Here is a 20,324-nt window from a genome sequence, read left to right as displayed (position 1 = left end):
CGACGTGTCCACACCACTGCCCGCCCACCAGATTCCGCCTCCCGACATCGCCGGGACAGGCGCGGTGAAGACCGCGCCTCCCCGGCCGCGGCCGCTCATTTCGGGCGGGCTGGCAGACAAGCTGTTCGGTCTGTTGGCCCGGTGCGCGGCGCTGCTGACGCTGGCGCTGCTGCTGGGCATCCTTACGTCGCTGGTCATCGGTGCCTGGCCCTCCATCGAAAAGTATGGCCTGGGCTTTCTCACGCGCAGCGTGTGGGACCCTGTGCAGAATGACTATGGCGGCCTGGTCATGATTTATGGCACGCTGGTCACGTCGTTCATTGCCTTGTTGATCGCGGTGCCGGTGAGTTTCGGCATCGCCCTGTTTCTGACCGAGCTGTCGCCGGCCTGGCTCAAGCGTCCCCTGGGGACCGCCATCGAACTGCTGGCGGCGGTGCCGTCGATCGTGTACGGCATGTGGGGCCTGATGGTATTCGGCCCCATCTTGGCGCGTTTTGTGCAGCAGCCCCTGCAGAGCCTGCTGTCGGGCGTGCCCTTCCTGGGGGCCTTCGTGTCGGGTCCGCCGGTGGGCATCGGCGTGCTGTCGGCGGGCATCATCCTCGCGATCATGATCATCCCGTTCATCGCCGCCGTGATGCGCGACGTGTTCGAGGTGACGCCGCCGCTGCTCAAGGAGTCGGCCTATGGACTGGGCTCGACCACCTGGGAGGTGGTGTGGAAGGTGGTGCTGCCCTATACCAAGACGGGAGTGCTGGGCGGCATCATGCTCGGGCTCGGGCGTGCGCTGGGCGAGACCATGGCGGTGACGTTTGTCATCGGCAACATGAACCAGCTCAATTCGCTGTCGGTGTTCGAGGCCGCCAACAGCATCACATCGGCGCTGGCCAACGAGTTTGCCGAGGCGGCCGAGGGCCTGCACCAGGCGTCGCTGATCTACCTGGGCCTGGTGCTGTTTTTCATCACCTTTGTGGTGCTCGCGCTGTCCAAGGTGCTGCTGGCCCGCCTGCAAAAGAACGAAGGAGCGCGCGCATGAGCGGCACGGCACAGAAGCTGATCTCCGCCGCCGAGCAGACCCGCGCGCGGCAGGCCATGTATGCGCGGCGCAAGCGCGTCAACCGCGTTGCCCTGGCGTTGTCGCTGGCGGCCATGGTGTTCGGCGTGTTCTGGCTCGTCTGGATCCTGTGGGAGACCGTGCGCCTGGGCCTGGGCGGCCTGAGCCTGGCCCTGTTCACCGAGATGACGCCTCCGCCCAACGAGGTCGGCGGCATCTCGAACGCCATTTTTGGCTCGTTCGTCATGGTGCTGATGGCGACTTTCATCGGCACGCCGATCGGCATCATGGCCGGCGTGTACCTGGCGGAATACGACCCCCGCGGCTGGCTCGCGTCGGTCACGCGCTTCGTCAACGACATCCTGCTGTCGGCGCCCAGCATCGTGATCGGCCTGTTCGTCTACGCCGTGGTGGTGGCGCGCTTTCGCAGCTTCTCGGGCTATGCGGGCATCGTGGCCCTGGCGCTGATCGTGATTCCGGTGGTCATTCGCACCACCGAGAACATGCTCGTGCTGGTGCCGGCCAGCTTGCGCGAGGCCGCCTATGCCCTGGGCGCGCCCAAGTGGAGGGTGATCACGCTGGTGACCCTGCGCGCGGCGCGGGCCGGCGTGATCACGGGTGTGCTGCTGGCCGTGGCGCGCATTGCGGGTGAAACCGCGCCGCTGCTGTTTACCGCGCTGAACAACCAGTTCTGGAACTCCGACCTGTCCAAGCCCATGGCCAGCCTGCCGGTGACCATCTTCAAATTTGCGATGAGCCCCTACGAAAACTGGCAGCAATTGGCATGGGCGGGCGTGTTCCTGATCACCGTGACCGTGCTCGGGCTCAACATTCTGGCGCGCGTTCTCACGCGCCAGAAATAAAACAAGGAAGCTTCCATGTCCCCCAGCCCCAAAGCGACAAGCGCCCCCAAGATCACGGTGCGCGACCTCAATTTCTACTACGGCAAGTTCCATGCCTTGAAGGGCATCAACCTCGATATTCCCGAGAACAAGGTGACCGCGTTCATCGGGCCCTCGGGCTGCGGCAAGTCCACGCTGCTGCGCACCTTCAACCGCATGTTCGAGCTCTATCCCGAGCAGCGCGCCGAAGGCCAGATCGTGCTGGACGGCGAAAACCTGCTGACCAGCAAACAGGATGTGGCGCTGATCCGCGCCAAGATCGGCATGGTGTTCCAGAAGCCCACGCCGTTTCCGATGTCGATCTACGACAACATCGCCTTTGGCGTGAAGCTGTTCGAGAACCTCAACGCCACCGACATGGACGACCGCGTCGAGTGGGCCCTGCGCAAGGCCGCGCTGTGGAACGAAGTCAAGGACAAGCTGGCCCAGAGCGGCTCGGGCCTGTCGGGCGGGCAGCAGCAGCGCCTGTGCATTGCGCGCGGCATTGCCATCAAGCCCGAGGTGCTGCTGCTCGACGAGCCGTGCTCGGCGCTGGACCCGATTTCCACCGCCAAGATCGAGGAACTGATCGCCGAGCTCAAGAGCGAGTACACAGTGGTGATCGTGACGCACAACATGCAGCAGGCGGCGCGCTGCAGCGACTACACGGCCTACATGTACCTGGGCGACCTGATGGAGTTCGGCGAAACCGAGCAGATGTTCTTCAAGCCCCAGCGCAAGGAGACCGAGGACTACATTACCGGCCGTTTTGGCTGAAAGGGATTGGCATGGCTGAAAAACACCTCTCATCGCAGTTCGACAGCGAACTCAAGAACATCTCGGCGCGGGTCATGGAGCTCGGCGGTCTGGTGGAGTCGCAGATCCAGCACGCGATCTATGCGCTGTCGCACTTTAGCCTCGAGGCCGTGCAGCAGGTGGTGGCGCTGGAGAGCCGCGTCAACGCCATGGAGGTCGAGATCGATCATGAACTCTCCACCATCATCGCCCGGCGCCAACCGACGGCGCGCGATTTGCGCCTGTTGATGGCGTTCTCCAAGGCCACGGCCAACCTCGAGCGCATGGGCGACGAGGCGCACAAGATGGGGCGCATGGTGCAGTCCATCATCGAGGGTGGCGCACCGCGCTCGCTGCCCACCATGGACCTGCGCGTGGCGGCCGATCTGGCCTCGGGCCTGCTGCGCAAGGCGCTCGATGCCTTTGCGCGCCTCGATACCAAGGCGGCGGTGGCGATTCTGCGGGAAGATGACCTGATCGACGAAGAGTTCGACGGCTTCGTGCGCAAGCTCATCACCTACATGATGGAAGACCCGCGCACCATTTCGGCCAGCCTTGACCTGCTGTTCCTGGCCAAGGCCATCGAGCGCATCGGCGACCATTCCAAGAACATGGCCGAGCTGATCATTTACCTGGTCGAGGGCAAGGACGTGCGCCACACCTCGCTCGACCAGATCGAATCGGCCGTACTGTGAAGGTCGGCCGACACCCATGAAAAAGTTGCCCCGCGTCCTGATCGTCGAAGACGAGCCCGCGATTGCCGAGCTGATCGCCGTCAACCTGCGCCACAACGGTTTTTCCCCCATCTGGTCGGAGGACGGCGAGTCGGCGCAGCGCGAGCTCGATGCCGTGCTGCCCGACGTGATCCTGCTCGACTGGATGCTGCCGGGCCAGAGCGGCCTGCAGCTGGCGCGCAAGTGGCGCGCGGATGGCCGCACCAAGGCCGTGCCCATCCTGATGCTGACCGCGCGCGGCGACGAACCCGACAAGGTGGCAGGCCTGGACGCTGGCGCGGACGACTACATCACGAAGCCGTTTTCCACCCAGGAGTTGCTGGCGCGCATCCGCGCCGTGCTGCGCCGGCGTGCGCCCGAGCAGGTGGCCGACAGCGTGGCCATCGGCGCCCTGGCGCTCGATGCGGCCACGCACCGCGTCACGTTCGAGGGCCAGGCGCTCAAGGTCGGGCCGACCGAATTCAAGCTGCTGCACTTCCTGATGAAGCATGCCGAGCGCGTGCACAGCCGCTCGCAGCTGCTCGACAAGGTGTGGGGCGACCATGTGTTCATCGAGGAACGCACCGTGGATGTGCACGTCAAGCGCCTGCGCGAGTCGCTGGGTGGGGGCAGTGTGATGGTCGAGACGGTGCGTGGCGCAGGCTACCGCCTCACGGCGCAGCCGCAGGCGCTGGCGCGGGCCTGAACGGCTGGGCCTGCCGCCGTTTTTTCTATCCGTCCAGGCCTCTATGTTCTTTCGCTTTGTGGTTTTCTTGTCGTGGCAACTCGCGGGTGGGCTGGTGGGCTGGTGGAAGGCAGGGCCATGGGGCGCGGCCGTGGGCGCAGCGGCGGCGGCGTGGATCTGGTTTGTCTGGGACATGGTGCGCGGTGGGCGCGTCTTGCGCTGGCTGCGCCATGGTGACCTGGCGCAGGCACCCCGCCTTTACGGCCTGTGGGGCGAGGCCAGCGACCGGGTGCGCCGCCTGCTGCGGCAGATGCAGGGCCAGGTGCAAGAAAGCGAGCAGCGCCTGCAGGAAGTGCTGTCTGCGCTGCAGGCTTCGCCCAACGGCGTGATTTTGCTCAACGCCGAAGGCTGCATCGAGTGGTGCAACCAGATCGCAGCGGCGCATTTCGGCATCGATGCCGAGCGCGATCTGCTGCAGTCGATTGGCAACCTGGTGCGCCACCCCGATTTCAGCGCCTACTACGCCGGACGTGACTTCGCCTCGGCCGTGGTGATCGCGGGCCGGCAAAGCACGCCCTCGCGCCCGGTGCGCCTGTCGGTGCAGCTGCACCCCTATGGCCAGGGACGCAGCCTGCTGCTGTCGCGCGATGTGACGACGCTGGAGCAGGCCGACGCCATGCGGCGCGATTTTGTCGCCAACGTCTCGCACGAGATCCGCACCCCGCTGACCGTGCTCAGCGGCTTTGTCGAAACATTGCAGACACTGGCCCTGCCGTCCGAGGAGCAGCAGCGCTACCTGGCACTGATGGCGCAGCAGGCGGCGCGCATGCAAAGCGTGGTCAGTGGCCTGCTGGCGCTCTCGCGCCTGGAAGGCAGCCCGTTGCCCGGTCTGGCCGAGTGGACGCCTGTGGCACAGCTGCTGCGGGCCTGCGAGGACGAGGCGCGCGCGCTGTCGGCCCTGCTGGCGCCCGAACCCCGGCGCGTGCATGCACTCGAGTTTCCGCCGCCGCAGGTGCTGCAGAGCCTCGGAGAGATCGCAGGTGTTCCGGCCGAGCTGCAAAGCGCGCTGTCGAACCTGGTCGGCAATGCGGTGCGCTACACACCGACCCCCGGCACGATCCGGGTGTCGTGGACCCGGGCGCCCGATGGCGGGGCGGTGTTTTCGGTGGCCGACACCGGCCCGGGCATCGATCCCGTGCACATCCCGCGCCTGACCGAGCGCTTTTATCGTGTGGACCGCAGCCGCTCGCGCGAGACCGGCGGCACGGGTTTGGGGCTGGCCATCGTCAAGCATGTGCTGCAGCGCCATGGCGCTTCGTTGCAGATCGAGAGCGTGCCCGGAAAGGGCGCGACCTTTTCCGTGCATTTCCCGGCCAACCGGCTGAGCGTTCCCCAACTACCGGGTGTCGTCAGCGCGGCTGCGGCCTGACCGCGCGCCGCAGCATTCCCGTGAAGAACACCGCCGTGACCGCCAGCGCCAACGCGCTGGTAGCCCAGAACGGCGCGGGCGAGGGCCGCGGCGCCCAGGCGCCCAGGCCCCGGTAGGCGAGCACATACCCCAGGCCCAGGCCACCGCCCCACAGCAAGACGCCATACACCAACAGGGGCGCCACCGTGATGCGGTAGCAGCGCAGCACAAACACGCACACCGTCTGCACGGCGTCGGCCAGGTGGTACAGCGCCACCCACACCAGCAGCTGTGCCGTGAGCGCAATCACCTCTGCCTGTGGCGAATAGACCGCTGCAATGCGGCCTCTTGCTATGAATAACAGAGCTGAGAGCCCAATGCCCATCAGCGCTGCAAGCCGAAATCCCATCCAGGCTGCGGCGCGTGCCCGGTCGTCGTCGCCCGCGCCGCGCCAAAACCCCACGCGCGCGCTGGCCGCAATCGCCAGCGACAGCGGCACCATGTAGAGCACGGCGGCCAGGTTGGCCGCGATCTGGTGGCTTGCCGATGCCAGCATGCCCTGGCGTGCGATGAACAGCGCCATCAGCGTGAACGAGGTGACCTCGACCGTGACCGCCAGGCCTGCCGGTATGCCCAGCCGCGCCAGCGCACCGATCTGCCGCCAGTCGGGGCGCTCCATGCGCTGCCAGATGCGCAGTGGGCCATACAGCTCCTGCGTGCGCAGCAGCCACACCCCCAGGCCCAGCATGGCGTAATTGACCGCCAGCGTGGCCCAGGCACAGCCGACGGCGCCCAGCGACGGCACGCCGGCACCGCCAAACGTGAACCAGACCGAGAGCGGCAGCTTGATGAACAGCGAGGCCAATTGCAGCCAGGTGACCAGCTGCGGGTGGCCCAGCGCCTGGGTGAGTGTGCTGAACATGCGGAACAGCAAGGCCGGCGGCAGGGCCAGCGCCAGCACGGCCAGGTACTGGGTCACCGGCGTGCGCAGGGCAGGCGGCACGCTGGTCCATTCGAGCACGGCAGCGGGAGAGAGCAGGAGGGCCATGCCCAGCGCCGACGCCATCGCGCACAGGTACAGGGCCTGGCGGAAAGACGCGCCCATGCGGGCGGGCGCCTTGGCACCGCGCTGCTCGGCCCACACCGGCAGCAGGGCCTGCAGCACGCCCATCAGGGCGACATAGACGCTCACGAAAATGGCCGAACCGATGGACAGCGCCGCCAGCGAAGCCTCGGAATGCCGGCCCGCCACGATGGTGTCGGTGACGCCGAACGCCATGACGGCCAGTTGCCCAGCCAGCACGGTGAGCGCGTGGCGGATGAGGGTGCCGCGCTCGGACATTCAGGGGCTACTGCGCCGGTACACCCAGATGAAGTCGCTCCTGTCGGTCGGGCGCGCGAGCTGGGCCGCCAGTGTCCACTGCTGCCCATCCACACCGGCTGATGGCGCGCTGGGGGTACGGCGGTCCGCCACCAGCAGCCAGGGGCAGTGCGCCGTGCCTTCGGCCGGCTGCACGATGAGCTTGCCGTGGTAGCGCAGCGCTGCGATCTGGCTGCGGTTGAGCCCTGCGCCGAGCACGCAGGGCGGCTGTCCGACCACCTGCAGGATGCTCTGGACCTGCGGCGCATCGCTGCGGGCATAGTTGAGCATGGGCAGCCACAGCGTCAGCAGCAGCAGCCACCCCAGCGTGGCGCCGGCGGCAGGCAGCACCAGGCTCTTCCAGATCGCGGCGCGGTGGCGGCCGGTACGCCAGGCCACCAGCGCACACCAGGCCGCGGTGGCCGCAAGGGCCACGGCCAGCGTGAAGGCCGAAAATTCCGGTACAAAGCCCGGCGCGAGCTTGGCCACGTTGGCCGCAGGCTGGGCCGGCACGCCGGTTTGCGTGGAAGTCCAGACCACCCAGATGGCAATGGCCGAGGCAGAGAAGAACAGCAGGGTGAACCAGTCGATCAGCGCCGCCACGCTGCGGCGCAGCGTGGGCAGCGCAAACGCCGCCAGGGTCGCCATGGCAGGCAGACCGAGCAGCAGCGCGCGGTCCGATGGCTGCGTAGTGAACGCCGCGGCCACGGCCACCAGGGCGAACCACAGCGGCAGCAGGAGGTGGCGGTGGAGCTGGCGGCTGGCAATCTGTTTGCGCCAGCGCCACAGCGTCCACAGCGCCAGTGGCCAGGCGGGCCAGCAAAACCACAGCAGCAAGCGCGCAAAACTGGCCCACTCGCTGGGGTCGTCATAGGCGCTGTCGATGCGCCAGCGCCACAGCTGCAGCGACCACGCCAGGACGGCCGCTGCCAGTGCCGCTGCCAGCAAAACCAGGCCCATGGCGCGCAGTTGCCGCTGGGGCTGGCCGCTGCTGGCGGGCGAGCACAGGCACAGCGCCGCGCCGCCCAGCGCATACAGCAGCGCCAGCGCCGGCGCGCCGCTGAGCACCAGGCCCGCCAGGCCCGCTACCAGCGCCAGCAGCGGGGCGGCGGTGCGGTACGGCGCAGCCGCGAGCGCAAAGAACACCAGCGCCGTGCAGCACAGCTGGGTCAGGTAGGACGTGGCTTCGTGCGAGGGCTGCGCCAGACCCAGGCAGGCCAGCAGCGCCAGCAGGCCGCCGTCGGCCATGGCGCGTGCGTAGTCCCGGGGCTGGGCTTCGCCGCCAAACGCGAAGGCCACGGGCTGCGCTCCCGGGCTGCGCGCCAGGCAGTACACGCCGTACCAGGTCGCCACCAGCGTCAGCGCGAGCAAGGCGGCAAACGGCAGGCGCGCCGCCAGTTCTGGCGAAATGCCTGACGGGGCGAGCTGCATGGCCCAGGCGCCCATCCAGTAGGGCAGCAGGCCGTCGGTGTCGGGGGGCATGCCGCCCAGCAGCGGTGCCCACCAGCTGCTGCGCTCCTGCGCCAGCTCCAGCATGTAGCCCGTGGCGGCCATGTCGGCACCACGCCAGGGATCGCGCCCCACGAAGCCGGGAACGATGTAGGCCAGGCACAGCAGCAGCAGTGCCCAGCGCGGCAGCCGGCGCACGGCGCTTTGGGGGACGATGGCAGGGGTAGGCAGGTTCACGCGCTCAAAGGGGCAAATGGAGGTCCGGTCGAGAATAAACGCAAACAAAAAGGCAGCGCGGTTGCCCGGGCTGCCTTTTTGGCGGGAGAAGCGGGGTTTACTTCGCCGCGGTCTTGCCGAAGCGGTTGCGGAAGCGTTCCACGCGGCCACCCATGTTGTCCACCGACTTTTGCGTGCCGGTGTAGAAGGGGTGCGATTCGCTGGTGGTATCCAGCTTGAACAGCGGCAGTTCGCGACCGTCTTCCATCTTGATCATTTCCTTGCTGTTCACGCAAGAACGGGTCACGAACTTGAAGCCGTTGGACATGTCCTGGAAGCAAACTTCGCGGTAGTTGGGGTGAATGCCTTCTTTCATGATCAATCCTTATGGGTCAAGTGCGGTAGCCGTGCACAACCCGGTGCAACCCTTGCGCCGGTGAGCATTGTGCGTACTTTCCGCAGAAAAAGCCCTCGATTATTGCACACCTGAGCAAGGCTCAGCCACCGCGGCGCATCATGTCGAAGAACTCCACATTGCTCTTGGTGGATTTCATGTTCTTGATCATCAGTTCCATCGACTCGATCTCGTCCATGTTGTACATGAACTGGCGCAGGATGCGGGTCTTCTGCAGGATCTCGGGCGCCAGCAGCAACTCTTCGCGGCGCGTGCCGCTCTTGTTGAGCTCGATGGCGGGGAATACGCGCTTTTCGTACAGGCGGCGGTTCAGGTGGATCTCGCAGTTGCCGGTGCCCTTGAACTCTTCAAAGATCACCTCGTCCATGCGGCTGCCGGTGTCGACCAGCGCCGTGGCGATGATGGTCAGCGAACCGCCTTCCTCGACCTTGCGCGCGGCGCCGAAGAAGCGCTTGGGGCGCTGCAGCGCTGCAGCATCGACACCGCCCGAGAGCACCTTGCCCGACGAGGGCACCACGTTGTTGTAGGCACGGGCCAGGCGGGTGATCGAGTCCAGCAGGATCACCACGTCCTTCTTGAGTTCGACCAGGCGCTTGGCGCGCTCGATCACCATCTCGGCCACGTGCACGTGGCGCGCGGCGGGCTCGTCGAATGTGGAGGCGATGATCTCGCCCTTGACCGTGCGCTGCATTTCGGTCACTTCTTCAGGGCGCTCGTCCACCAGCAGCACCATCAGGTGCACGTCGGGGTTGTTGGCCGTGATGGCGTGGGCGATGTGTTGCATCATCACCGTCTTTCCGCTCTTGGGCGGGGCGACGATCAGGGCACGCTGGCCGCGGCCGATGGGCGCAATGATGTCGATGATGCGGCCGGTGATGTTCTCTTCGCTCTTGACTTCGCGCTCCAGGCGCATCTGCTCCTTGGGGAACAGCGGCGTCAGGTTTTCGAACATCACCTTGTGCTTGTTCTGCTCGGGCGGGCCGTCGTTGACCTTGTCGAGCTTGGTCAGGGCGAAGTAGCGCTCGCCGTCCTTGGGCGTGCGCACTTCGCCTTCGATCATGTCGCCCGTGTGCAGATTGAATCGGCGCACCTGGCTGGGCGAGATGTAGATGTCGTCGGTGCTGGCGGTGTAGCTGGTGTCGGGGCTGCGCAAGAATCCAAAGCCGTCGGGCAGGATTTCGAGCACGCCGTCGGCAAAGATCTGCTCCCCCGCCTTGGCGCGCTTCTTGATGATGGCAAACATCAATTCCTGCTTGCGCATGCGGCCGCCGTTTTCGATTTCAAGCTCTTCGGCCTGCTTGAGGACTTCAGACACGTGCAGTGCCTTGAGTTCGTTGAGGTGCATGGGGTGACTCCTTGGCGGAGCTGGTGTGAATCAGGGGGGAAGGCGAGGTGCTGGAGTGGCTGCTGTTTGCAGCCCCGGCATGCCTGGGATCTCGAAAGGGCTGCCAATGCGTGCGAGCCCGTGATCAGCGCAGATTATGACAGGAAAAGTGGTGGGCCTGGGTTGTCGCTGGGACGATGCACCGTAAATGCTGGGGAGTGCGGGAGGGATGGGGCTGGGCATCCACTGCACCGGCAGGGGCGCAGCGGACAGCAAGGACGCGGTATCAGGCCAATTGCTGGTCGATGAAGGCCGTCAGTTGCGCCTTGCTCATGGCGCCGACCTTGGTCGCTGCGAGCTGGCCGTCCTTGAACAGCATCAGCGTGGGAATGCCGCGAATGCCGAACTTGGCGGGGATTTCGCGGTTCTCGTCGACGTTCATCTTGGCGATCGTGAGCTTGCCCTGGTAGGCGCCCGCGACTTCGTCGAGGATCGGCGCGATCATCTTGCACGGGCCGCACCATTCGGCCCAGTAATCCACCAGCACGGGGGTGGCGGCTTGCAGCACGTCGGCTTCAAAGCTGGTGTCAGAAAGGTGTTTGATCAGTTCGCTTGCCATGGCGCTTTCCTTAGATGGGGGGCGGTCGGGATAAAGTGCGGTCATTGTGACAGAAACCAGCGTCTGCACCGCAGTGGCCCTAGGGCTGAGCGCTATGAGCGTGATAGCAAAAAATGCCCGTGGCGCAGGCGCACATCCAACCATGAACACCCTAATTTCCTCCGAATCCGCCCCCTTCACCTGCGAGGCGGCCGTCATCGGCGCCGGGCCCGCCGGGCTGATGGCCGCAGAGACCCTGGCGCAAGCCGGCCTGGCGGTGCACCTGTTTGATGCCATGCCCACCGTGGGGCGCAAATTTCTGCTGGCGGGCAAGGGCGGCCTGAACCTCACGCACGCAGAACCCCAGGACGCCTTTGCCACGCGCTATGGCGAGCGGCAGGCCTGGATTGCACCGTTGCTGGAGCATTTCGGCGCGCCGCAGGTGCGCGCCTGGGCCCACGGGCTGGGCATCGACACCTTCGTCGGGACCTCGGGCCGCGTCTTCCCTGCCGACCTGAAGGCAGCCCCCCTGCTGCGGGCCTGGCTGCAGCGCCTGCGCGGCCTGGGCGTGCGCTTTCACATGCGCCACCGCTGGACGGGATGGGACGACAGCGGCGCACTGCAATTCACGGCGCCCGCCGGCAGCGTGCGGGTGACCGCACGCACCACGGTGCTGGCGCTCGGGGGCGCGAGCTGGGCACGCCTGGGCTCGGACGGCGCCTGGGCGCCCTGGCTGGCGGCGCGTGCCATTGCGGTGTCCGCCTTGCGGCCGGCCAACTGCGGCTTTGACGTGTTCGGGCAGGGCCTGGAACCCGCGGGCGAGACCCGCCGCGCGTTTCTCAAGGAGCTCGTGGGCCAGGGCATGGCCCCGGCCGTCGGATGGACGCCGCACTTCACCGAGCGCTTTGCGGGGCAGCCCTTCAAGTCGGTGGCCCTTGCGTTCACGGACAGCGCGGGGCGCCATTTCAGCCGGCGCGGCGAATTCGTGGCCACTGCTACGGGCGTGGAAGGCAGCCTCATCTATGCCGTGTCGGCGCTGCTGCGCGATGAAATAGAGGCCCACGGCAGCGCCACCTTCGCGCTGGACCTGCTGCCCGACCACTCGCCCGAGCGCGTGTTGGCCGAGGTGCGCCATCCGCGCGGCACCCGCTCGCTGTCCAGCCATCTCAAGAGCCGCCTGGGGCTCGACGGCATCAAGATGGCGATCCTCTACGAGCAGCTGGGCAAGGAGGGGGTGGCCGATGCAGCGCGCCTGGCCGCCGCCATCAAGGCGCTGCCGGTCACCGTGGTGGCCGCCCGCCCGCTCGACGAAGCCATCAGCACGGCCGGCGGTGTGGCCTTCGAGGCGCTCGATGAACAGCTCATGCTGGACGCGCTGCCCGGCGTGTTCTGCGCCGGAGAAATGATCGACTGGGAGGCACCCACAGGCGGCTACCTGCTCACCGCCTGCATGGCCACAGGGTGGAAGGCCGGGCAGGGCGCGGCGCACTGGCTGCAGGCACAGCGCGGCGCAGGGGACGCCTGACGCGGCGGCAGGACCGGGCCGCTTGAAAGCGGTGGGCGTGTTCAGGCAGCGCGCCAAGAGCGAAATGCAAGGCGTGCCGCGGGCCGTGGCTGGGCTGCCGGGCAAGCGCATGTGCCCGGCTTGGGAGTGCCCTGCTGAAAAGGCCCTGCGCACGTCCTAAGATGCATCTCGGGACGAAAGTTTTTTGCTTTCCGGACCGCTTCGACAAGGACTGCGCATGTTGCCTTCTTTCCCGATTCGCGCACAGCTGCCAGCCGCATGGCGCGCGCTGCGTGCCCTGGCGGCCTGCTGCCTGCTGGGCGTGAGCGCCTGCAGCAGCCTGCCCAGGGTCGTGCCAGACCTGGCCCGGCCCGCCAATACTGTGCTGCTTGAGGGCGTGCAGGGCCCGCTGTCGGCCGCGCAAAGCAAGGCCGTGCTCGATCGCCTGCGCAGCCGCAGCCCGAACACCGACATCTTCGAACGCCACCTGGCGCTCGAAGAGGCCATCGTCGGCAGCCCGCTCACCACCGGCAACCGCGTGCAGCTGCTGCGCGATGGACCCGCGACCTACACCGCGATGCTCGCCGCCATCGAGGGCGCGCGCGACCACATCCACATGGAGACCTACATCTTCGACGACGACGAGGTTGGCCAGCGGTTTGCCAGCGCGCTGGTGGCCAAGCAGCGCGAGGGTGTGCAGGTCAATCTGATCCGCGACAGCGTCGGCACCATACGCACGCCCACGGACTTCTTTGCGCAAATGGCCGACGCTGGCGTGCGCGTGCTCGAATTCAACCCGATCAATCCGCTGATGGCGCGCAAGCAGTGGGAGTTGAACCAGCGCGACCACCGCAAACTGCTGGTCGTGGACGGCCGGACCGCGTTCCTCGGCGGCATCAATATCAGCGGCGTGTATTCGAGCGGTTCGTTCAAGGGGCTCAGGCCTGCGCGCCCCAATGGCCAGCTCGCCTGGCGCGACACCGATCTGCAGCTGGAGGGGCCGGTCGTGGCCGAGCTGCAAAAGCTGTTCCTGGCGACCTGGGTGCAGCAGGGCGGTGATCCGCTTGAGGTGCGGCAGTGGTTTCCGGAGCCCCAGCGTGTCGGGCACGACGTCGTGCGCGCCATTGGCAGCTCGCCCGAGGAGCCTTTCAGCCTGATCTACGCCACGCTGCTGTCGGCCATTGACAGTGCCGAAACCAGCATACAGATCACCAATGCCTATTTCGCACCCGACCCGCAGCTGCTCGCGGCGCTTGAAGGGGCGGCGCGGCGCGGCGTCGAGGTGACACTGATCCTGCCGAGCCAGACCGACTCGTGGCTGGTGTTCCATGCCGGGCGCAACTACTACGGCCAACTGCTGCGCGCGGGCGTGAAAATCTACGAGCGGCGCGGGCGCGTGCTGCATTCCAAGACCGCGCTGGTCGATGGTGTGTGGGCCACGGTGGGTTCGACCAACCTCGACTGGCGCAGCTTCCTGCACAACCACGAGCTCAATGCTGTGGTGCTGGGCACGGAGTTCGGCCAGCAGGTGGACGCGATGTTCCGCAAGGACCTGGCGGCGTCGGACGCGGTGACGCTGGAGCAGTGGGAGCGCCGGCCGCTGCACCTGCGCTTCCAGGAGGGCTTTGCGCGGCTGTGGGAATACTGGCTCTGAAATATGAGCGAAAAGTGCTTCAAACGCTGGACTGGCAAGCGCTGGCAGCTATCAAAAATGAAAACCCCTGGGCTGTGGCAGCGCCAGGGGTTTTTGCCGGGCCGCCCGGCCGGGGCCGGGTGCGACGGGAAGGCTCAGGCGCCGCGCGTCACGGGGACGCCCGCGTCGCTGCCGTAGGCGCCGTACTTGCCCAGCTCCCACTTGGCGATGGCGTTGCGGTGCACTTCGTCGGGGCCGTCGGCAAAGCGCAGCGTGCGCGCGCCCGCGTAGGCGTAGGCCAGCGGGAAGTCGTCGCACATGCCGCCCCCGCCATGCACCTGCATGGCCCAGTCGATCACTTGACACGCCATGCTCGGCGCCACCACCTTGATCATGGCGATCTCGGTGCGCGCGACCTTGTTGCCGGCGGTGTCCATCAGCCAGGCGGCCTTGAGCGTGAGCAGGCGGGCCATGTCGATCTTGCAGCGCGCTTCGGCGATGCGCTCCTGCGTCACCGTCTGCTGGGCCACGGTCTTGCCAAACGCGGTGCGGCTGCTGGCGCGCTTGCACATCAGTTCGAGCGCGCGCTCGGCCAGGCCGATCAGGCGCATGCAGTGGTGGATGCGCCCGGGGCCCAGGCGCCCTTGGGCGATCTCGAAGCCGCGGCCCTCGCCCAGCAGGATGTTGCTGACCGGCACGCGCACGTTCTCGAAAGTCATCTCGACGTGGCCGTGCGGCGCGTCGTCGTAGCCGAACACGTTGAGCGGGCGGATGATGGTGATGCCCTGGGTGTCGGCGGGCACCAGCACCATGCTTTGCTGCGAGTGGCGCGCGGCCTCGGGGTCGGTCTTGCCCATGGTGACGAACACCGCGCAGCGCGGGTCGGCGGCGCCCGAGATCCACCACTTGCGGCCGTTGATGACGTACTCGTCGCCCTGGCGTTCGATGCGCGTTTCGATATTGGTGGCGTCGCTCGACGCCACGTCGGGCTCGGTCATGGCGAAGGCCGAGCGGATCTTGCCTTCGAGCAGGGGCTTGAGCCAGCGCGCCTTGTTGGCTTCGTCGCCATAGCGCGCGATGGTCTCCATGTTGCCGGTGTCGGGTGCCGAGCAGTTGAACACCTCGCTGGCCCACGGCACGCGGCCCATGATTTCGGCCAGCGGCGCGTATTCCTGGTTGGTCAGGCCCGCGCCCTCGTAGCCCGAGGCGGCGGCGCTGTCGACCGGCAGGAACAGGTTCCACAGGCCGGCGGCCTGGGCCTTGGGCTTGAGGTTTTCGATGGTGGACAGCGCGCTCCAGCGCTTTCCCGCCGCCGTGTTGGCGGCCAGTTCGGCGGTGTACTGGGCTTCGGCAGGGTAGATGTGCGCGTCCATGAACTGGAGCAGCCGGGCCTGCAGCTCCTTGGTTTTGGGTGAATAGTCAAAGTCCATGGGGTCCTCCGTGAAAAAAATGGGTGGCCTGCGGCTCAGCCGCGCCGCGCAAAGGCCCAGGCCAGCTCGGCCATGGGCCGCGCGCCTTCGCCCGAGGCCTTGGCCTGCGCGCTCGACGCCGTACCCGCCTCCACGCGCTTGGCGATGCCCTGCAGGATGGCGGCGATGCGGAACATGTTGTAGGCCATGTAGAAGTTCCAGTCGGCGCGCAGCTCCCGCGGCGTGGCCAGGCCCGTGCGCTCGCAGTAGCGCGCGATGTAGTCGTCCTCGCTCGGAATGCCCAGCGACGCCAGGTCCAGCCCGCCGATGCCGCGGAACATGCCGGTCGGGATGTTCCAGGCCATGCAGTGGTAGCTGAAGTCGGCCAGCGGGTGGCCCAGCGTGGACAGCTCCCAGTCGAGCACGGCGATCACGCGCGGCTCGGTTGCGTGGAACATGAGGTTGTCGAGGCGGTAGTCGCCGTGCACGATGGACACCTTGCTTTCATCGCGCGCGCTCGCCGGCATGTGCGCGGGCAGCCATTCCATCAGCCGGTCCATCTCGGGGATGGGCTGGGTGACCGAGGCGAGGTATTGCTTGCTCCAGCGCCCGATCTGGCGATCGAAGTAGTTGCCCGGCTTGCCGTAGCCGGCCAGGCCGCGCTCGGCAAACGGCACGGTGTGCAGCGCGGCGATGACGCGGTTCATCTCGTCGTAGATGGCGCCGCGCTCGGCCGGCGCCATGCCCGGCAGGGCCTGGTCCCAGAGCACGCGGCCCTGCATGAACTCCATGATGTAGAAGGCGCGCCCGATCACGGTCTCGTCCTCGCACAGCACATGCATCTGCGGCACGGGCACGCCGGTGCCGTGCAGGCCGCGCATCACGGCAAATTCGCGCTCGACCGCGTGCGCCGAGGGCAGCAGCTTGGCCACCGGGCCGGGCTTGGAGCGCATCACATAGCTCTTGCCCGGCGTGTTGAGCTTGTAGGTCGGGTTGGACTGCCCGCCCTTGAACATCTCGACCTCCAGCGGGCCGGCAAAGCCTTCGAGGTGCTGCGCGAGCCAGGCGCTCAGGGCGGCGGTGTCAAACGCGTGCGATCCCGAGACCGCCCGGGTGCCGATGAAGTGGTCGAAATTGCCCATGGGGATTCAGTGCTCCATTTCAGTGATGCGCATCAGGGCGCTGCGGTCGCGCACCACCAGGCCGCCCGGCTCGATGCGGATGGTGTCCTCGCGCTCCATGGCCTTGAGTTCCTGGTTAACGCGCTGGCGCGAGGCGCCCAGCAACTGCGCCAGCTCTTCCTGCGCCAGCTGCAGGCCGATGCGCACCTCGTCGCCGTGCGCCAGGCTGGGAATGCCGTAGCTGCGCACCAGGTGCAGCAGCTGCTTGGCCAGGCGCGCGCGCAGCGGCAGCGTGTTGAGGTCTTCGACCAGGCCGTAGAGCTGGCGGATGCGCCGCGCATGCAGGCGCAAGAGTGCGTCGTAGAGCTCGACATGCGTGTCGAGGATCTTCTTGAAGTCGGCCTTGGCAACGCACAGCGTGGTCGTGTCGCCGTGCGCATAGGCATCGTGCGTGCGCCGGTCGCCGTCGAAGATCGAGACGTCGCCAAACCAGATGCCCGGCTCGACATAGGTCAGCGTGATCTGCTTGCCCGAGATCGAGGTCGAACTCACGCGCACCGCGCCCTTGGCGCAGGCCACCCACTCCTCGGGCGGGTCGCCGCGTGCAGCGATGAGGCTGCCATCCTTGTGGCGTTTGACGTAGGCGCATCGCAGTATGTCGTGGCGTAGGGAGGGGGAGAGGGAAGAAAACCAGCGACCGGAGTTGATCGCTTCACGTTCATCGATGGTAAGAATCGGGTCGTCCATGGGCTGTCTTGTGGGTGACTGGGGAGGGCTTCATTGTCACGCGGGGGACCGGCGCGGCGTGGCGCGGCCTGTCGCCAGCGTGCCTGGCGCGCCCTGCCGGCCCGCCGCGCCGCGTGGGCGGTGCCGGCCAGGTTTTCCGGAGTTTGAATGAATAGGCCTCTGGCGCTTATGGTGTAAGCGCGAGGAGCTATTTATTCAGTAGCGCGCAGCGCGCTTTTCGAGGAACGCGGCGATGCCTTCGCCGGCATGCGGGTGGTAGAGATTGCGCAGAAAGTGCGCGCGCTCGGCCGCCAGCTGCTCGGCCAGGGTCTGCTGCGGCGCCTCGGCCAGCAGCTCCTTGGCGCTGGCCAGCGCGTTGGGCGCGCGGGCGTTGAGTTCGTGCGCCAGGGCCAGGGCTGCGGCCAGGGCCTGGCCGGGCGCGGCCAGGCGGTTGACCACGCCGAGCGCGTGCAGCCGCTCGGCCGCGATGCCGTCGCCGCACAGCAGCAGCTCGGCCGCGAGCTGGCGCGGCAGCGCCTGCGCCAGGCTCCAGCTCGCGCCGCCGTCGGGCGACAGGCCCACGCGGCTGTAGGCCGTCGAAAACACCGCGTCGCGCCCGGCCACGATCAGGTCGCAGGCCAGCGCGAGCGAGAAGGCCGCTCCCGCCGCCGCGCCCTCGACCGCTGCAATCACGGGCTTGGGGTAGGTGCGCAGGGTTTCGATCCAGTGGTTCAGCCCGTCGAGGCTTTGCGCCGGCACCTCGGCGCCCAGCGCGCGGTGGGCCTGCAGGCGGTGCAGGTCGTCGCCCGCGCTGAACATGCCGCCTGCGCCGGTGATGACCACGCAGCGCACGTCGGCGCTGCGCTCGCAGCCGTTGAGCGCCTCGACGCCGGCGGCGTACAGGGCCGGGTCGAGCGCGTTGCGCAGGCCCGGGTTGCTCAGGGTCAGGACGAGGGTCTGGCCCTCGCTGGTGCTGTGGAGTTCTGCGGGCATGGGCGGGGTGGGCGGTGGGGTGGGCGCGGTGCTTCGGCGCGCATCACTCTTCTTCGTGCAGCAGGCTCAGGCCGATGGCGCCGCGCCGGCGCAGCCAGGGGCTGGGGCGGTAGCGCGGGTCGCCGTAGACGGTCTGCAGGTTGAACAGCACTTCGAGGATGTTGGTCGGCCCCCAACGGTTGCCCATCGCCAGCGGCCCCATCGGGTAGCCCAGGCCCAGCGTGACGGCGGTTTCGAGGTCCTTGGGGCTGCAGATGCCTTGCTGGCAGATGTCGCTGGCGATGTTGACGATAGTCGCCACCACGCGCTGCGTGACGAAGCCGCCGCTGTCGCGAATGACGCTCACGGCCTTGCCGTCGCGCGCGAACAGCGCGTGCGCGGCGTTGCGGATGTCCACGCGCGTGGCCGGGTTCGTGGCCAGCACGCGCCGGCGCGTGCTGGCGTCGTCGATCAGCATGTCGATGCCGATGGTGCGCGCCGGGTCGAGCCGTTCGACCACGGCCACGGTGGTCACGTCAAACCCGAGCGGCGCCACCAGGGTCAGTGCCGTGGGCGAGGGCGAGGTGCCGGTCTCGATGGGCGCGCCCAGGTCCTTGAGCAGATGGTAGAGCTCGGCACGGCGCGCCGCGCGCGGCGACACCCAGATGGGCGGGATCTCTGCCACGACCGGGGTGGCCGGCTCCGCGGGCAGCTGCGCCACGCCATCGGCGTAGCGGTAAAACCCGGCGCCGGTCTTCTTGCCCAGCATGCCGCCGGCCAGCCGCTGGGCGGTGATGGGGCTGGGGCGAAAGCGCGGCTCGTCGTAGTACTGGCGGTAGATCGACTCCATGACCGGGTGCGACACGTCGAGCGCGGTCAGGTCCATCAGTTCGAACGGGCCGAGCTTGAAGCCGGCCTGGTCGCGCAGGATGCGGTCGATGGTGGCGAAGTCCGCCACGCCTTCGCTGACGATGCGCAGCGCCTCGGTGCCAAAGCCGCGGCCCGCGTGGTTGACGATGAAGCCCGGCGTGTCCTGCGCCTGCACGGGCGTGTGGCCCATTTGCTGCGCAAAGCGCGCCAATGCGGTGCAGACGGCCGGGTCGGTCTGCAGGCCAGCCACCACTTCGACCACCTTCATCAGGGGCACGGGGTTGAAGAAGTGAAAGCCCGCTAGGCGCTCGGGGCGCTTCAGGCCGGCGCCGATGGCGGTGACCGACAGCGAAGAGGTGTTGGTGGCGAGCACGGCGCCGGGGGCCAGCACGCCCTCCAGCGCGGCAAACAGGGCCTGCTTGGCGTCCAGCCGCTCGACGATGGCCTCGACCACCAGCGTGCACGGCGCCAAGTCGGCCATGCCGCCGGCGATGTGCAGCCGCTGGCCCAGCTCGGCCACCTGGGCGGCCTCCATCCGCCCTTTGTCTGCAAGCCGCTGCCACTGGGCCTGGATGCTGCTGCGCGCGGCCTCGGCGGCGCCGGGAGACACGTCGTGCAACCAGACCTGGCTGCCCGCCTGGGCTGCGATCTGGGCGATGCCGCGTCCCATGGCCCCAGAGCCAACGACGCCTACGGTGGAAAATTCGATAGTCATGGCGGCATTATCTCTGTGGCCCGCGCCAATCGACGTATGCAAGAATGCTGACGAAATATCAGAAATAAATGTGAAATTCAGTAACGCATTAATCGGGATTGGTTGGGGTCTGGCGGCAGGTCATGCGTCTGCGCTGTCGCTGGGCCCTGCCCAGGGCCGGGTGGTGCTGGGCCAGCCGATCGATCTCGTCTTCGAAGTCCGCACCGATCCCGGTGTCGGCCTCGATGCGGCCTGTTTCGCCGCCGATGCCCTGCAGGGCGAAACCCAAATCGACAGCGCGCGCCTGCGCCTGGCATTCCAGCCCGTTGTGGCTGGACAGGCGCCCACGGTGCGCGTGCGCTCATCGGTCGTGGTCAATGAACCGGTATTGACGGTGCGCCTGACCGCCGGCTGCTCGGGCGCCATCGCGCGCACCTACCACTTCTTTGCCGAGCTGCCGGCCAGCGTGGCTGCCGGCACGGCGCCGGTCGCCATTCCCT

19 protein-coding genes are annotated in these 20,324 nt (G+C 67.5%); 9 read left to right on the top strand and 10 right to left on the bottom strand.

What is annotated here, in order from left to right:
- Window positions 1-4: 4 nt before the first annotated feature.
- Genes pstC through phoR form a run of 6 tightly spaced genes read left to right on the top strand, consistent with a single transcriptional unit; the run spans window position 5 to window position 5,554 of the window.
- Window positions 5-1,033 (top strand): phosphate ABC transporter permease PstC, encoded by a 1,029-nt coding sequence (gene pstC / locus B2J89_RS00090; protein WP_371736053.1) that lies wholly within the window; start codon window positions 5-7, stop codon window positions 1,031-1,033.
- A complete protein-coding gene (pstA, locus tag B2J89_RS22440) occupies window positions 1,030-1,914 on the top strand; it encodes a phosphate ABC transporter permease PstA (RefSeq protein ID WP_169633159.1) in 885 nt (294 codons plus the stop codon). Before pstC ends, pstA begins: the two co-directional genes overlap by 4 nt.
- 15 nt (window positions 1,915-1,929) lie before the next feature.
- Complete coding sequence (gene pstB / locus B2J89_RS22435; protein WP_169633160.1) at window positions 1,930-2,709, top strand: phosphate ABC transporter ATP-binding protein PstB; 780 nt, start codon at window positions 1,930-1,932, stop codon at window positions 2,707-2,709.
- Window positions 2,710-2,720: 11 nt separating this feature from the next.
- Window positions 2,721-3,422, top strand: a complete 702-nt coding sequence (gene phoU, locus B2J89_RS00080) for a phosphate signaling complex protein PhoU (RefSeq protein ID WP_169167193.1) — start codon at window positions 2,721-2,723, stop codon at window positions 3,420-3,422.
- A gap of 16 nt (window positions 3,423-3,438) precedes the next feature.
- Window positions 3,439-4,146 (top strand): phosphate regulon transcriptional regulator PhoB, encoded by a 708-nt coding sequence (gene phoB / locus B2J89_RS00075; protein ID WP_169167192.1) that lies wholly within the window; start codon window positions 3,439-3,441, stop codon window positions 4,144-4,146.
- A gap of 43 nt (window positions 4,147-4,189) precedes the next feature.
- A complete protein-coding gene (phoR, locus tag B2J89_RS00070; protein WP_169167191.1) occupies window positions 4,190-5,554 on the top strand; it encodes a phosphate regulon sensor histidine kinase PhoR in 1,365 nt (454 codons plus the stop codon).
- Here phoR and B2J89_RS00065 read toward each other — a convergent pair.
- From B2J89_RS00065 to trxA, 5 genes are all read right to left on the bottom strand, one after another.
- A complete protein-coding gene (locus B2J89_RS00065) occupies window positions 5,535-6,875 on the bottom strand; it encodes an MATE family efflux transporter (protein WP_169167190.1) in 1,341 nt (446 codons plus the stop codon). The genes phoR and B2J89_RS00065 overlap by 20 nt on opposite strands.
- Window positions 6,876-8,579: a hypothetical protein gene (locus B2J89_RS00060; RefSeq protein ID WP_169167189.1), complete on the bottom strand. Its 1,704-nt coding sequence runs from the start codon at window positions 8,577-8,579 to the stop codon at window positions 6,876-6,878.
- A gap of 97 nt (window positions 8,580-8,676) precedes the next feature.
- The gene (locus B2J89_RS00055; protein ID WP_169167188.1) at window positions 8,677-8,934 is read right to left on the bottom strand and encodes a type B 50S ribosomal protein L31; all 258 of its coding nucleotides are present in this window, start codon (window positions 8,932-8,934) and stop codon (window positions 8,677-8,679) included.
- A gap of 121 nt (window positions 8,935-9,055) precedes the next feature.
- On the bottom strand, window positions 9,056-10,318 hold the full coding sequence (rho, locus tag B2J89_RS00050) for a transcription termination factor Rho (protein ID WP_169167187.1): 1,263 nt from the start codon (window positions 10,316-10,318) through the stop codon (window positions 9,056-9,058).
- Between the two features lie 265 nt (window positions 10,319-10,583).
- Window positions 10,584-10,916, bottom strand: coding sequence for a thioredoxin TrxA (gene trxA / locus B2J89_RS00045; RefSeq protein WP_169167186.1), 333 nt, complete (start codon window positions 10,914-10,916; stop codon window positions 10,584-10,586).
- Window positions 10,917-11,058: 142 nt separating this feature from the next.
- Between trxA and B2J89_RS00040 the strand changes: the two genes are divergently transcribed.
- Window positions 11,059-12,420, top strand: coding sequence for a TIGR03862 family flavoprotein (locus B2J89_RS00040; RefSeq protein ID WP_169167185.1), 1,362 nt, complete (start codon window positions 11,059-11,061; stop codon window positions 12,418-12,420).
- 217 nt (window positions 12,421-12,637) lie between these two features.
- Window positions 12,638-14,053, top strand: a complete 1,416-nt coding sequence (gene cls / locus B2J89_RS00035) for a cardiolipin synthase (protein WP_169167184.1) — start codon at window positions 12,638-12,640, stop codon at window positions 14,051-14,053.
- A 134-nt stretch (window positions 14,054-14,187) separates the two neighbouring features.
- Here cls and B2J89_RS00030 read toward each other — a convergent pair whose 3' ends face one another.
- The 5 genes from B2J89_RS00030 to B2J89_RS00010 form a co-directional block, all read right to left on the bottom strand.
- Window positions 14,188-15,462 carry an acyl-CoA dehydrogenase family protein gene (locus B2J89_RS00030; protein WP_169167183.1) on the bottom strand — a complete coding sequence of 425 codons (1,275 nt, stop codon included), beginning with the start codon at window positions 15,460-15,462 and terminating at the stop codon, window positions 14,188-14,190.
- Between the two features lie 35 nt (window positions 15,463-15,497).
- Window positions 15,498-16,583, bottom strand: a complete 1,086-nt coding sequence (locus B2J89_RS00025; RefSeq protein ID WP_169167182.1) for a phosphotransferase — start codon at window positions 16,581-16,583, stop codon at window positions 15,498-15,500.
- A gap of 6 nt (window positions 16,584-16,589) precedes the next feature.
- Window positions 16,590-17,309, bottom strand: coding sequence for a Crp/Fnr family transcriptional regulator (locus B2J89_RS00020; protein ID WP_169167181.1), 720 nt, complete (start codon window positions 17,307-17,309; stop codon window positions 16,590-16,592).
- A gap of 195 nt (window positions 17,310-17,504) precedes the next feature.
- A complete protein-coding gene (locus B2J89_RS00015) occupies window positions 17,505-18,281 on the bottom strand; it encodes an oxepin-CoA hydrolase, alternative type (protein ID WP_169167180.1) in 777 nt (258 codons plus the stop codon).
- A 43-nt stretch (window positions 18,282-18,324) separates the two neighbouring features.
- Window positions 18,325-19,845, bottom strand: a complete 1,521-nt coding sequence (locus B2J89_RS00010; protein ID WP_169167179.1) for a 3-hydroxyacyl-CoA dehydrogenase — start codon at window positions 19,843-19,845, stop codon at window positions 18,325-18,327.
- Here B2J89_RS00010 and B2J89_RS00005 point away from each other — a divergent pair.
- Window positions 19,844-20,324 (top strand): FimV family protein (locus B2J89_RS00005; RefSeq protein ID WP_371809011.1); only part of this gene is annotated, 481 nt, incomplete at its 3' end. The two genes, B2J89_RS00010 and B2J89_RS00005, sit on opposite strands and share 2 nt — an antisense overlap.

The sequence above is a fragment of the Acidovorax sp. SRB_24 genome (assembly GCF_012931925.1).
Note: the sequence above shows the minus strand (reverse complement) of the source record. Positions and strands in the feature narration are given on the sequence as shown.

Bases quoted from the DNA above. Each gene is read 5' to 3' on its own strand.
- pstA (WP_169633159.1), top strand. From the start codon at position 1,030: ATGAGCGGCACGGCACAGAAGCTGATCTCCGCCGCCGAGCAGACCCGC.
- pstB (WP_169633160.1), top strand. From the start codon at position 1,930: ATGTCCCCCAGCCCCAAAGCGACAAGCGCCCCCAAGATCACGGTGCGC.
- phoU (WP_169167193.1), top strand. From the start codon at position 2,721: ATGGCTGAAAAACACCTCTCATCGCAGTTCGACAGCGAACTCAAGAAC.
- phoB (WP_169167192.1), top strand. From the start codon at position 3,439: ATGAAAAAGTTGCCCCGCGTCCTGATCGTCGAAGACGAGCCCGCGATT.
- phoR (WP_169167191.1), top strand. From the start codon at position 4,190: ATGTTCTTTCGCTTTGTGGTTTTCTTGTCGTGGCAACTCGCGGGTGGG.
- B2J89_RS00065 (WP_169167190.1), bottom strand. From the start codon at position 6,875: ATGTCCGAGCGCGGCACCCTCATCCGCCACGCGCTCACCGTGCTGGCT.
- B2J89_RS00055 (WP_169167188.1), bottom strand. From the start codon at position 8,934: ATGAAAGAAGGCATTCACCCCAACTACCGCGAAGTTTGCTTCCAGGAC.
- rho (WP_169167187.1), bottom strand. From the start codon at position 10,318: ATGCACCTCAACGAACTCAAGGCACTGCACGTGTCTGAAGTCCTCAAG.
- trxA (WP_169167186.1), bottom strand. From the start codon at position 10,916: ATGGCAAGCGAACTGATCAAACACCTTTCTGACACCAGCTTTGAAGCC.
- B2J89_RS00040 (WP_169167185.1), top strand. From the start codon at position 11,059: ATGAACACCCTAATTTCCTCCGAATCCGCCCCCTTCACCTGCGAGGCG.
- cls (WP_169167184.1), top strand. From the start codon at position 12,638: ATGTTGCCTTCTTTCCCGATTCGCGCACAGCTGCCAGCCGCATGGCGC.
- B2J89_RS00030 (WP_169167183.1), bottom strand. From the start codon at position 15,462: ATGGACTTTGACTATTCACCCAAAACCAAGGAGCTGCAGGCCCGGCTG.
- B2J89_RS00025 (WP_169167182.1), bottom strand. From the start codon at position 16,583: ATGGGCAATTTCGACCACTTCATCGGCACCCGGGCGGTCTCGGGATCG.
- B2J89_RS00020 (WP_169167181.1), bottom strand. From the start codon at position 17,309: ATGGACGACCCGATTCTTACCATCGATGAACGTGAAGCGATCAACTCC.
- B2J89_RS00015 (WP_169167180.1), bottom strand. From the start codon at position 18,281: ATGCCCGCAGAACTCCACAGCACCAGCGAGGGCCAGACCCTCGTCCTG.
- B2J89_RS00010 (WP_169167179.1), bottom strand. From the start codon at position 19,845: ATGACTATCGAATTTTCCACCGTAGGCGTCGTTGGCTCTGGGGCCATG.